This is a genomic window from Dyella sp. SG609, assembly GCF_012275375.1.
GTDB classification, from domain to species: Bacteria; Pseudomonadota; Gammaproteobacteria; order Xanthomonadales; family Rhodanobacteraceae; genus Dyella_D; species Dyella_D marensis.
Window position 1 is genome coordinate 294,830 of sequence record NZ_JAAZQJ010000005.1, and the last position, 11,360, is coordinate 306,189.

Genomic DNA, 11,360 nt, shown 5'->3' on the forward strand with positions numbered 1-11,360 from the left:
GCCGGCGCGGGAGCCGGCGGGTCCGCCCGCCGGCTCCCGCCATGCAGGGACGCTTACTCGGCCGGCACCAGGGCGATCACCAGCCAGCCGGGGCGCGGCTCCACCTCGCGATGCGCGGAGACCACGCGCAGCACGCCCTTCTCGTCCACGCCGAACAGCAACACCGTGCCGGAGCCGTACTGCTCGATGAAATGCGGCCAGTCGAAGGTGGCCGACAGGCGCGTGGACTTGATGCGCCAGCCCTGCGCGAGCAGTTCGGCGAAGCGCGCGTGCGTCATGTCTTCGGCAAACAGCGGCGGCGCCATCAAGGTGCCGGCGAGCATGGCGCGGCCGTTGGATTCCTGCGGCGGCAGCACGCGCAGCAGGTAGACCCGGTCGCGGCCGAATTCCTGTCGGTAGTGCACGCACACCAGCGAGTTGCGCTCGCGCTGGGTGGACAGCGCCAGCAGGGTGCCGATGCCGGTGAGGTCGAGATTGCGTTCCGCATAGCTGGAGGCGGGGTTGCCGAAGAAGGTGCCGAGTCCTTCCATGCGCGCGATGCGCACGCCTTCCCAGGCGTCGTCCGCCAGCACCACGCGGAAGCCCGCATCGCTCAATGCCTTGGCGATGGCGCGCGCGACGCTGTCGGAACCGGCGATCAGCACGCCGTTCGGGTCCGGCTCCGACACCTTCAGCCAGCGTGCCAGCGGACGCGCCGTGGCGCTCTGCAACACCACGGTGCCGATGATCAGGATGAAGACCAGTGGCACCAGCGCGCGCGCATCCTGCATGCCCAGCGCTTCGAGCTTCAGCGCGAACAGCGCGGACACCGAAGCCGCCACGATGCCGCGCGGCGCCACCCAGGCGATCAGCGCGCGCTCGCGCCAGTTCAGCGCGCTGCCGATGCTGGAGATGGCCACGGTGAGCGGCCGCACGATGAGCTGCGCCGCGATGAAGATCGCGATGCCCGCCCACAGCATGCCGTCCGGCAGCGGCCATTCCAGCCGCGCGGCGAGCAGGATGAACAAGGTGGAGACCAGCAAGGTGGTGAGGCTTTCCTTGAAGTCGAGGATGTCGTCGATATGCACGCCGCGCATGTTGCCCAGCGCGATGCCCATCACCGTGACGGTGAGCAGGCCCGATTCGTGTTCGATCGCATTGGAAAGACAGAACGCCAGCAACACCGCGGCGAGCACGCCGAAGTTCTGCAGGTAATCGGGAATCAGCTGGCGGCGCAGCAGGAAACCCATGATCCACGCGGCCAGCGCGCCGGCCACGCTGCCGCACACCACGGTGGCCAGGAAGACGCCGATGGTGTGGCCCTGGTGGCGCGACACGATGGCTTCGTAGATCAGCACGGCGAACAGCGCGCCGAGCGGGTCGATCACGATGCCTTCCCAGCGCAAGGTGTTGGCGATGCGCGCATTCGGCCGCAAGGTGCGCAGCATCGGCGCGATCACGGTCGGGCCGGTGACGCAGGTGAGCGCGCCGAACAGCCAGGCCAGTTCCCAGCGCAACCCGGCGAAATAATGGCCGGCGACGGCCAGCAGCACCAGCGCCACCACGGCGCCATAGCTGACGAGCCCGCGCACGGCATGGCCGATGCCGGGCAGCTCGTCGAAACGCAGGGTGAGGCTGCCTTCGAACAGGATTACCGCCACCGCCAGCGACACCACCGGAAACAGCAGCTCACCGAGCAGGCGGTCCGGCTGCAGCACGCCGGAGACCGGCCCCAGCAGGATGCCGGCCAGCAGCAGAAACAGAATGGCGGGAAGCCGCACGCGCCAGGCCAGCCACTGCGCCAGGAAGCCGATGCCGAGCATGCCCGCGAGCATCAGGCTGATTTGGAGCGTGCTCATTCGCGTTCCTTCGTCGAGTGCGGCAACAGGGTACCCGCGCCGGCAGGGCGCGCAGTGTCCAGGCGGCCGGGCGTGGACGCTATAGGAGTATTCCGGAACGAAACGAGAAGGTTCGGCGGGAGAAAGGCCAAACCCCGGTATCGGACGGGGGAGGGAGGGAGGGACCGATACCGGGGTGGCGGGGGACGGAGTCCATAAGAGAACTCGTCGGTGCAGATATTAGCCCGTATCGGACCCAAGTCAATACTGATCGGTACACAAATTCGCCGGATCGGCCCGGCCGCCTGGCCGGCAAGGCTAGAAACGGCGGTACTGCAGCGCTTCGGCCAGATGCGCGCGGGCCAGCGAAGCCGCCCCGCCGTCCAGGTCGGCGATGGTGCGGGCCACTCTTAAGGTGCGGTGATAGGCGCGGGCGGACAGGCCGAGCCGTTCCAGCGCGGCCTCGAACCAGGCGCGTTCGGCCGGGGCCAGGGCGCAGTCGCGCTCCAGTTCGCGGGTGTTGATCTCGGCGTTGCTGCGCCCCGCGCGCTGCAAGGCCTGGTTGCGCGCCTTCATCACGCGGGCGCGGACGGTGGCGGAATCCTCGTCGTGCTCGCCGCGGGCGGCGCCCAGTTCGCTCAGTGGCTGGCGCGGCACGTCCACGCACAGGTCGATGCGGTCCAGCAGCGGGCCGGAAATCTTGCCGCGGTAGCGCTGCACCTGGTCCGGCGTGCAGCGGCAGCGCTCGCGCGGATCGCCGGCATAGCCGCAGGGGCAGGGGTTCATCGCCGCGACCAGCTGGAACTGCGCCGGAAAGGTGGATTGCCGCGCCGCGCGCGAGACCACGATCGAGCCCGATTCCAGCGGCTCGCGCAGCACTTCCAGCACGTGGCGGCTGAATTCGGGAAGTTCGTCCAGGAACAGCACGCCATGGTGGGCCAGCGAAATCTCCCCCGGCCGCGGCTGCGAACCCCCGCCGACCAGGGCCACGCCGGACGCGGTGTGGTGCGGCGCGCGGAACGGCCGGCGCCGCCATTCCCCGGCTTCCACCGCCTGCCCCGCCACCGACAGCACGGCGCAGGTTTCCAGCGCCTCGGATTCGCTCAAGGGCGGCAGGATGCCGGGCAGGCGTTCGGCCAGCATGGTCTTGCCGGTGCCGGGCGGACCGACCAGCAGCAGGTGATGGCCGCCCGCGGCGGCGATCTCCAGCGCGCGGCGCGCATGGCGCTGGCCGCGCACGTCGCGCAGGTCCGGGCCGTCGCCGGCCAGCTCGTCGTTGGCGGGGGCGGCGGCCGGGGTGGGCAGGTCCTGTACGCCGCGCAGCCAGCCGCAGACCTCGGCCAGCGAATCGGCCACGCGCACGTCGGCATCGGACACCAGCGCCGCCTCCGCCGCATTGGCGCGCGGCACCACCACCTTGCGGCCGCGCGCGCGGGCGCGCATCAGCGCGGGCAATACGCCGGAGACGCCACGCAAGGCGCCGGACAGGGCCAGTTCGCCGAGGAATTCGCAGTTGTCGAGCCGCTCGCGCGGCACCTGGTTGCCGGCGGCGAGGATGCCCAGCGCGATCGCCAGGTCGAAACGCCCGCCGTCCTTCGGCAGCTCGGCCGGGGCCAGGTTCACGGTGACGCGGCGGTTGGGGTATTCGAAGGCGGTGTTCTGGATCGCCACGCGCACCCGGTCGCGCGCTTCGCGCACGGCGGCTTCGGGGAGGCCGACGATATTGGTGCCGGGCAGGCCGCCGGAAAGATGCACCTCGACCATCACCTGCGGCGCGGCCACCCCCTCCTGGGCTCGACTGAGGGTGACGGCAAGACTCATGGCGACGGCGTTTCCGGAGCGGGCAAAGAGAATGACCGCCCCCGGTCGTTCTCGGGGTGAGGGTGACGGACCGGGGACGGCTCCCGGGAGGGAGAAGGGCTAGCCCCCGCGCGATGCGGCGAGCGCCTCCAGATCGGCCACTCGTCGCTCCAAGGCTTCCACTCTGGCTCGCGTACGGGCGAGCAAGAGGCTCTGGACGTCAAACTCCTCGCGGGTGACTAGGTCGAGGCGGCGCAGTCCCTGCGCAAGGACATCGGAAAAGTTGGCGCGGAGGTCCTCATGCGCCTGAGCCAATCCTGGCGGAACCAACGAGGCAAGTCGTAAGGCAAGCTGATCGATATCCTGCCTATCCATCATGGATAGCACCTCGAACTCGTCGGAAAGAAGTCTAAGTAAATGCCTAGTTTGTACGCCATCGGCCTGCTCCGCTGCTTTATGTAGGGATTTTCCTACACACCATCGTCACAGGCGACAAATCCGCCCCGGGACGGGCAAAATGCCGCTCCCCGGGGGCGCCTGCCGCCCGCTGCCTTAAGTGACGAGGTTCCCATGAAGCTGGTGGTGGCGATCATCAAACCCTTCAAGCTCGACGACGTGCGCGAGGCGCTGGCCGAAGTGGGCGTGCAGGGCATCACGGTGACCGAGGTGAAGGGTTTCGGCCGCCAGAAGGGCCACACCGAGCTCTACCGCGGCGCCGAGTACGTGGTCGACTTCCTGCCCAAGATCAAGCTGGAAGTGGCGGTGGCGGACGAGCAGCTGGACCGCGTGGTCGAGGCCATTTCCCAGGCCGCGCGCACCGGCAAGATCGGCGACGGCAAGATCTTCGTCAGCGCGCTGGACCAGGTCATCCGCATCCGCACCGGCGAGCTGGACAACGACGCGCTCTGAGGGCGTCCCCGCTCAGTCGGCCGAGGCGGCGATGCCGCGCTCGCGCTGGAAGCGCCGGTGGTGCACCAGCAGGCCGATGAAATACACCAGGTAGTAGCCCACCATCAGCCCGAACACCGCCAGGGTCAGCGGGCTGCCCACCGGGGGCGCGTGGCCCGCGGCCGCGGCCAGCGCGGGATCCTTGATCTGCGGCATCACTTCGAGGAAGCGCCAGGCCAGCCGGCCGATCAGCAGCACGGTGAGCGCCGCGCCGATCCAGGGGTTGGGGATATAGACGTCCGCGCCCTGCTCGTTCTGCCCGAAGCGGGTCAGGCGCAGGCCCGCCAGGCCCAGCACCGCACCCCCGGCGATGCCGCCGGCCAGTCCCGCCAGCAGCATGGGGTCGTACAGGCCCGTCAGGGCGAACACCACGGCCAGCACGGCGAAGATGGCCACGCGCGCCATCATGCGCTTGCGCCGGATCGGCTGCGGCCCGAAATTGCCGCGCACGCGCCGGTAGATGGCGAACGCGGCCAGCGGAACCATCAGCGCGGGAATCATGTTCGGAGCCATCATGGCCGGCACTCGTCGGTGGAAGTTGGCGCAGCCTAGCGCCCGTTGTGTTGCACGGCGATTGACGCCGCACAGCCATCGCGGGTGACGCGTGTCACCCGCGCGGCGCGGCGCTTACTTCGCCTTGCCCTGGTTGGCCACCGCGGCCATCTTCGCCGCGATCGCGTCGGCATCGCCCAGGTAGTAGTGGCGCAGCGGCTTGAGGTTCTCGTCGAACTCGTACACCAGCGGCACGCCGTTGGGGATGTTGAGCTCGACGATCTCGTCGTCCGACATACCGTCCAGGTACTTCACCAGCGCGCGCAGCGAATTGCCGTGCGCGGCCACCACCACGCGCTGGCCGGAGCGGATCGCCGGCGCCAGCACGTCGTGCCAGTACGGCAGCACGCGGGCCACGGTGTCCTTCAGGCATTCGGTGTCGGGAATCACCGAGGCATCCAGGCCGGCATAGCGCGGGTCCTGCACCGATTCGTTGTCCGCGCGCTCCAGCGCCGGCGGCGGGATGTCGTAGCTGCGGCGCCACACCTTGACCTGGTCTTCGCCGAACTTCGCCGCGGTCTCCGCCTTGTTGAGGCCGGTGAGCGCGCCGTAGTGGCGCTCGTTGAGGCGCCAGTCGGTGACCACGGGGATCCACATCAGGCCCATCTCGTCCTGCACGCCCCACAGCGTGCGCACCGCGCGCTTGAGCACCGAGGTGTGCGCCACGTCGAAGCTGTAGCCGGCCTCTTTCAGCAGGCGCCCGGCTTCCCTGGCCTCTTCCATGCCCTGCGCGGTGAGGTCGACGTCGGCCCAGCCGCTGAAGCGGTTGTCGAGGTTCCACTGGGATTGGCCGTGGCGGATCAGTACGAGTTTGTGCATGGCGATGAAAGGGCTGCGGGGAAAGACCGGATGGTGCAGGCCGCCCTGCTGCCCGTCAAATCGCGCCCCTGTCGAAGGTCATGCTAAACCCCGTGCCGCGGCGGAGCATCCTAGGCAGGTCATTCACTCAAGGAGTTCCGCCATGCGCCGCACCCTGCTCACCCTGGCCCTCGTCCTCGCGCTGCCGCTGGCCGCCCAGGCCCGGGACAACGATATCGACAAGGTCAATGGCGCGGTCCGCGTCGAGGCCGGCCAGCAGGCCGGCGACGTCAGCTCGGTCAACGGCTCGGTGCACGTGGGCGAGCGCGCCGTGGTGCAGAAGGCCAGCACGGTGAACGGTTCGGTGGAACTGGGCGAGCGCGCGCAGGCCAGCGAGGTGGAAACGGTCAACGGCTCGGCCACGCTGGGCGCCGGCGCCAAGGTCAGCGGCGAAGTCAGCACCACCAATGGCGCGATCCGCCTGGGCAAGGGCGCGGACGTGGCCGGCAAGGTCGGCAACGTCAACGGCCGCATCAACCTCGACGGCGGCCATATCGGCCACGGCATCGAGACGGTCAACGGCAGCATCTACATCGGCGCCAATTCGCGCGTCGAAGGCGGCATCCTGGTCGACAAGCCCAGCGGCTGGTTCAACAGCAACAACCGCCCGCCGCACGTGGTGATCGGCCCGCACGCCGTGGTGCAGGGCACGCTGGAATTCCGCCGCGAGGTGATCCTGCAGATCAGCGACAGCGCCCAGGTCGGCACGATCAAGGGCGCCACGCCGACCAAGTTCTCCGGCGACATGCCGTCCTCGGACGACTGATCCACCGATGCGGGCGGCCCGACCGGGCCGCCCGCTTTTTTTTTGTCAAAGCCAGTCGCGCGGCTTGAGGTAATCCGCCAGCCGCGCCTCGGCCGAATCCGGCTCCGGCGTATAGGCGTATTCGAAGCGCACGCGCGGCGGCAGGCTCATCAGGATCGATTCGGTGCGCCCGCCCGACTGCAGCCCGAACAGCGTGCCGCGGTCGTAGACCAGGTTGAACTCCACGTAGCGCCCGCGCCGGTACAGCTGGAATTCGCGTTCGCGCTCGCCGTGCGGCGTGTCCTTGCGGCGCTCGGCGATCGGCAGGTAGGCGTCGAGGAACCCCTGTCCCACGGCCTTGGTGAAATCGAAGCAGCGCTCGAAGCCGCCTTCGTTCAAGTCGTCGTAGAACAGGCCGCCGACGCCGCGCGTCTCGGCGCGGTGCTTGAGATAGAAATACTCGTCGCACCATTTTTTATAGCGAGGATAGACGTCGGCGCCGAACGGCGCGCACAGGTCGCGCGCCACCGTATGCCAGTGCGCCACGTCTTCGTCGAAAGGATAGAACGGCGTGAGGTCGAAGCCGCCGCCGAACCACCACACCGGCTCCAGGCCGTCCTTGCCCGCCTCGAAATAACGCACGTTGGCATGCGTGGTCGGCAGATAAGGATTATGCGGATGCAGAACCAGCGACACGCCCGTGGCGACGAAACCGCCGCCGGCCAGCTCCGGCCGGTGCGCGGTGGCGCTGGGCGGCAGCTGGCTGCCGTGCACCAGCGAGAAATTCACGCCGGCCTGCTCGAACACCGCGCCGTCGCGCAGTACGCGCGTGCGGCCACCGCCGCCGGCGGGGCGCGTCCAGGCGTCCTCGACGAACTTCGCCTTGCCGTCCAACTGTTCGACCGCTGCGCAGATGCGGTCCTGCAATGCGCGCAGGAACTGTTCGACTCGGTCGGTTTGCTGGCTCATCTAGGCGTCCGGGGAGGGGAAAACACCGCGAGCTTAGCAAGCCCTCCGGCGCCGGGACTGCGACCGTGCGCCGCGCCCTAGCGCACGCGCATCAAGAGCCGCGCATGGCCGATGCGCCGCGCCCAGCGCAGGCCCAGGTCGATCCACATCACATAGGCCGCCTCGGCCAGCAGGCGCAGCGCGATGCGCCGGTCCAGGCGCAGGCGTTCCTCCGCCGCCACCGGCACGCTCGCCGTAAACCCGAGCCAGCGCGCCAGCAGCAGGCAGCGCGGCAGGTGATAGCGGCTGGTCACCAGCGCCACCGGCGGCATCGCATGGCCGGGATCGTCGTGGCGCAGCAGGCTGCGGGCGTGGCGCAGGTTGTCCAGCGAATCGGTGGAGGCCTGTTCGAGCCTGGGCGCCACGGCGTCCGGCAGGCCGTGCGCGCGCAGCCAGGCCAGGCCGGCTTCCGCCTCGCTGATGCGGCCGCCGCTGCAGCCGCCGAGCAGGAACATGCGCTCCACACGCCCTTCATGCACCAGGGCCAGCGCGCGGGCCAGGCGCTGCTGGTAGTCGCGCTCCGGCCGGTCGCCGATCAGCTTGCGGCCGAACACCAGCAGGTCGCGCCGCTGCGGCGGCGCCAGCGGGCTGCGCGCCGCCACCCGCCACACGTAGAGCAGATAACCGAGCCACACCAGGCCCAGGCTCAGCGCCATCGCCGCGCCCACTACCACGGCTACGTGCAGCAGGTCGCGCCGGCGCGCATGGCGCCAGGGGCCGCGTCTGAGGGGTGCGAGCAGGGAGGACAAGGCTGGGTCCGGCAAAAGGCCAGCAGTGTGGGCAAGGCTTATGAAAGCCGCAATGGAAAAAAATAGGCGGAAATATGAACGCAAGAACCGGCCGCACTGGGCGCACCCAGCGGCCGCCCGCTAGGCTCCCGCGATGCCCCAACCCATTCATCCACTTGCCGTCAGTGCATACACCGTGACGTCCGCACTGGGCCACGGCGTTGCCGATCACCTTCGCGCGCTCGAAGCGGCGCGCGGCGGCCTGCGCCCCAACGATTTCGGCGACGCGCCGCTGGCCTGCTGGATCGGCCGCGTCGACGGCGTCGAGGACGCGCCCCTGCCCGCCGCCTTCGCCGCCTGGGAATGCCGCAATAACCGCCTGGCCTGGCTGGGCCTGCAGCAGGACGGCTTCCTGGCGCAGGCCGAAGCGGCCATCGCGTGCTACGGCGCCGCGCGCATCGCGCTGGTGCTGGGCACCTCCACGGCCAGCATCGGCGCCACCGAGGAAGGCTACCGGCGCCTGGAAAACGGCCGCATGCCGGCCGACCTGGAGCGCTCCGGCGTGCACATGCCGCACTCGCTCACCGCTTTCGTCGCCGCAGCGCTCGGCCTGCAGGGGCCGGCGCTGACGGTGTCGACCGCGTGCTCGTCCAGCGCCAAGGTGTTTGCCAGCGCCGAGCGGCTGATCCGCTTAGGCCTGGTCGATGCCGCCGTGGTCGGCGGCGTCGACACGCTGTGCGGCAGCGTGCTGTTCGGCTTCAACTCGCTGGAACTGGTATCGCCGGAACGCTGCCGCCCGTTCGACCGCGCGCGCCGCGGCCTGTCGCTGGGCGAGGCCGCCGGCTTCGCCCTGCTCGAACGCGCCGGGGCCGCGCCCGCCGCGCCGCGCCTGCTCGGCTACGGCGAAGCCAGCGACGCTCACCATATGTCCACGCCGCATCCGGAAGGACTCGGCGCCGAACTGGCGCTGCGCGATGCGCTGGCGCGCGCCGGCCTCGATGCCGCGCAGGTCGACTACATCAACCTGCACGGCACCGCGAGCCTGAAGAACGACGAAGTCGAAGCCGCGCTGATCGGCCGCATCTTCCCGGCCAGCACGCGCGCCAGTTCCACCAAGGGCTATACCGGCCATACCCTGGGCGCGGCCGGCATCGTCGAGGCCGCGTTCGCCCTGCTCGCGCTGGAACACGGCTTCGTGCCCGGCAACCTCGGCGGCGACGAGCCCGACCCTGCCTGCGGGCCGCAGTTCGCCTGGCGCGGCGAACGACGCGACGTACGCATCGCCTTGAGCAATTCTTTCGGTTTCGGCGGCAACAATGCCTGCCTCGCGTTCGGCAAGGCGGCGGCATGAGCATGCGGGTTCACGTGGAAGGCATCGGCCTGTGGTCGCCGCAGCTGGCGGATTTCGCCGCGCTGCACGCGCAGCTGCAGGGCACGCCGCCGCCCGCGCCTGCGGGCAAGCCGCCCGCATCGACGCTGCCGGCGAACGAACGCCGCCGCGCGCCGGAAAGCGTGCTGCTGGCCATCGAAGTGGCCGGCCAGGCGGTGGCCATGAGCGGACGCGCGCCGGCGGAACTGGCCTGCGTGTTCGGCTCCGCCTTCGGCGACCTGAGCATCACCGACTACATGTGCGAGACGCTGGCGCACGCGCCGACCGAGCTGTCGCCCACGCGCTTCCACAACTCGGTGCACAACGCCGCCGCCGGCTACTGGACCATCGCCACCGGCTGCCACGCGCCGTCCTCGGCCGTGTGCGCCTGGCACGACAGCACCGGCGCCGGCCTGCTGGAAGCGGCCGCCATGGCGCTGGCCGACCAGCGCCCGGTGCTGTTCGTGTGCAGCGACGTCGCCGGTGCCGGTCCGCTGGCGCCGATCACCCGCAGTACCCAGGCCTTCGGCTGCGCCTTCGTGCTCGCACCGGAAACCTCGCCGCGCACGCTCGCCACGCTGTCGCTGCAGCTGGCGCCGCGCGCGGCAACGCCTATGGACGGCGGCGCATTGCCGGCCGCCTGGAGCGAGGCCAATGCCACGGCCGCCGCGGCGCTGCCGCTGCTTGTCGTTCTGGCGGGCCGGGATCGTCATTGTCAGATGGCCGCAGCGGGAGGGCTCGGCCTGGAAATCCTCATGGAGAACGTCGCTTGAATGTCCGGGCCAACCCTTGGTGTGTACTTATCCCCTGCCTCAATGAAGAGGCGGCCATCGAATCCGTGGTCGGCGCGGCGATCGCGCTGGGCGCGCCGGTCATCGTGGTCGATGACGGCTCCGACGACCGCACGCCGGACATCGTCGCGCGCCTGCCGGTGACCTTGCTGCGCCACGAACGGCGCCGCGGCAAGGGCGAGGCGCTGCGCACCGGTTTCCGCGAAGCGCTGCGCCAGGGCTTCGACGCGGTGGTGACCATGGACGGCGACGGCCAGCACCTGGCCAGCGACGTGCCGCGCATCGTCGCCGCCGCGCAGCGCTATCCGCACCACATCGTGATCGGCGCCCGCCTGCTCGACAAAGCACAGCAGCCCAAGGCCCGCCGCATCGCCAACGCGATCGCCGACTGGGGCATTTCCTGGGCCTGCGCGCAGCCGGTGGCCGACACGCAGAGCGGCCAGCGCTGGTATCCGCGCGCCGCGCTGGACCTGGTGGAACTGCCGGCGGAGAACTTCGTGTTCGAAGCGGCCATCCTGATCGCCGCCTCGCGCGAGAAGGGCTTAGGGATGGCTTCGGTGCCGATCGCCTCGCGCTACCAGGGCGAGTTCCGCCTGAGCCATTTCAATCCGGTGCGCGACGTGGTGCGCATCACCACCTACACGGTGGGCCGCGTGCTGCATTACGGCGAGGTGTGGGCCAGCTACCGGCGTTCGCGCGCGAGCCGGCCGATCGTGTTCGATACGGCGGCGCCGGCGCGCTGAG

12 protein-coding genes are annotated in these 11,360 nt (G+C 70.0%); 5 read left to right on the forward strand and 7 right to left on the reverse strand.

The window, feature by feature from the left end:
* Window positions 1-53: 53 nt before the first annotated feature.
* From FHW85_RS11800 to FHW85_RS11810, 3 genes are all read right to left on the reverse strand, one after another.
* Window positions 54-1,838 (reverse strand): sodium:proton antiporter, encoded by a 1,785-nt coding sequence (locus FHW85_RS11800; RefSeq protein WP_168648356.1) that lies wholly within the window; start codon window positions 1,836-1,838, stop codon window positions 54-56.
* Window positions 1,839-2,135: 297 nt separating this feature from the next.
* Complete coding sequence (locus FHW85_RS11805) at window positions 2,136-3,638, reverse strand: YifB family Mg chelatase-like AAA ATPase (RefSeq protein WP_167253337.1); 1,503 nt, start codon at window positions 3,636-3,638, stop codon at window positions 2,136-2,138.
* Window positions 3,639-3,737: 99 nt separating this feature from the next.
* Window positions 3,738-3,995 carry an accessory factor UbiK family protein gene (locus FHW85_RS11810; protein ID WP_167253335.1) on the reverse strand — a complete coding sequence of 86 codons (258 nt, stop codon included), beginning with the start codon at window positions 3,993-3,995 and terminating at the stop codon, window positions 3,738-3,740.
* Window positions 3,996-4,187: 192 nt separating this feature from the next.
* Between FHW85_RS11810 and glnK the strand changes: the two genes are divergently transcribed.
* A complete protein-coding gene (gene glnK / locus FHW85_RS11815) occupies window positions 4,188-4,526 on the forward strand; it encodes a P-II family nitrogen regulator (protein ID WP_167253333.1) in 339 nt (112 codons plus the stop codon).
* Window positions 4,527-4,538: 12 nt separating this feature from the next.
* Here the strand turns inward: glnK and FHW85_RS11820 are convergent, their stop codons facing one another.
* Both FHW85_RS11820 and gpmA read right to left on the reverse strand, forming a co-directional pair.
* Entirely contained in the window at window positions 4,539-5,081 is a 543-nt protein-coding gene (locus FHW85_RS11820; protein ID WP_343203697.1) for a DUF1453 domain-containing protein, read from the reverse strand.
* Between the two features lie 111 nt (window positions 5,082-5,192).
* Window positions 5,193-5,936: a 2,3-diphosphoglycerate-dependent phosphoglycerate mutase gene (gene gpmA / locus FHW85_RS11825; RefSeq protein WP_168648357.1), complete on the reverse strand. Its 744-nt coding sequence runs from the start codon at window positions 5,934-5,936 to the stop codon at window positions 5,193-5,195.
* Window positions 5,937-6,078: 142 nt separating this feature from the next.
* On the opposite strand from gpmA, the gene FHW85_RS11830 reads away from it, so the two are divergent.
* Window positions 6,079-6,741: a hypothetical protein gene (locus FHW85_RS11830; protein ID WP_167253328.1), complete on the forward strand. Its 663-nt coding sequence runs from the start codon at window positions 6,079-6,081 to the stop codon at window positions 6,739-6,741.
* A gap of 45 nt (window positions 6,742-6,786) precedes the next feature.
* Here the strand turns inward: FHW85_RS11830 and hemF are convergent, their stop codons facing one another.
* Entirely contained in the window at window positions 6,787-7,689 is a 903-nt protein-coding gene (gene hemF / locus FHW85_RS11835) for an oxygen-dependent coproporphyrinogen oxidase (RefSeq protein ID WP_167253326.1), read from the reverse strand.
* Between the two features lie 77 nt (window positions 7,690-7,766).
* Window positions 7,767-8,477, reverse strand: coding sequence for a YdcF family protein (locus FHW85_RS11840; RefSeq protein WP_246866728.1), 711 nt, complete (start codon window positions 8,475-8,477; stop codon window positions 7,767-7,769).
* Window positions 8,478-8,610: 133 nt separating this feature from the next.
* On the opposite strand from FHW85_RS11840, the gene FHW85_RS11845 reads away from it, so the two are divergent.
* Genes FHW85_RS11845 through FHW85_RS11855 form a run of 3 tightly spaced genes read left to right on the forward strand, consistent with a single transcriptional unit; the run spans window position 8,611 to window position 11,359 of the window.
* Entirely contained in the window at window positions 8,611-9,807 is a 1,197-nt protein-coding gene (locus FHW85_RS11845) for a beta-ketoacyl-[acyl-carrier-protein] synthase family protein (protein ID WP_210427765.1), read from the forward strand.
* On the forward strand, window positions 9,804-10,598 hold the full coding sequence (locus FHW85_RS11850) for a beta-ketoacyl synthase chain length factor (RefSeq protein ID WP_168648358.1): 795 nt from the start codon (window positions 9,804-9,806) through the stop codon (window positions 10,596-10,598). Before FHW85_RS11845 ends, FHW85_RS11850 begins: the two co-directional genes overlap by 4 nt.
* Window positions 10,595-11,359, forward strand: a complete 765-nt coding sequence (locus tag FHW85_RS11855) for a glycosyltransferase family 2 protein (protein WP_167253322.1) — start codon at window positions 10,595-10,597, stop codon at window positions 11,357-11,359. The genes FHW85_RS11850 and FHW85_RS11855 overlap by 4 nt, the downstream gene beginning before the upstream one ends.
* The last annotated feature ends 1 nt before the right edge of the window (window position 11,360 follow it).

What these genes read in the sequence shown, in the direction of transcription:
- FHW85_RS11800 (WP_168648356.1), bottom strand. Translation starts at nt 1,838, where the DNA reads ATGAGCACGCTCCAAATCAGCCTGATGCTCGCGGGCATGCTCGGCATC.
- FHW85_RS11805 (WP_167253337.1), bottom strand. Translation starts at nt 3,638, where the DNA reads ATGAGTCTTGCCGTCACCCTCAGTCGAGCCCAGGAGGGGGTGGCCGCG.
- FHW85_RS11810 (WP_167253335.1), bottom strand. Translation starts at nt 3,995, where the DNA reads ATGATGGATAGGCAGGATATCGATCAGCTTGCCTTACGACTTGCCTCG.
- glnK (WP_167253333.1), top strand. Translation starts at nt 4,188, where the DNA reads ATGAAGCTGGTGGTGGCGATCATCAAACCCTTCAAGCTCGACGACGTG.
- FHW85_RS11820 (WP_343203697.1), bottom strand. Translation starts at nt 5,081, where the DNA reads ATGATGGCTCCGAACATGATTCCCGCGCTGATGGTTCCGCTGGCCGCG.
- gpmA (WP_168648357.1), bottom strand. Translation starts at nt 5,936, where the DNA reads ATGCACAAACTCGTACTGATCCGCCACGGCCAATCCCAGTGGAACCTC.
- FHW85_RS11830 (WP_167253328.1), top strand. Translation starts at nt 6,079, where the DNA reads ATGCGCCGCACCCTGCTCACCCTGGCCCTCGTCCTCGCGCTGCCGCTG.
- hemF (WP_167253326.1), bottom strand. Translation starts at nt 7,689, where the DNA reads ATGAGCCAGCAAACCGACCGAGTCGAACAGTTCCTGCGCGCATTGCAG.
- FHW85_RS11845 (WP_210427765.1), top strand. Translation starts at nt 8,611, where the DNA reads ATGCCCCAACCCATTCATCCACTTGCCGTCAGTGCATACACCGTGACG.
- FHW85_RS11850 (WP_168648358.1), top strand. Translation starts at nt 9,804, where the DNA reads ATGAGCATGCGGGTTCACGTGGAAGGCATCGGCCTGTGGTCGCCGCAG.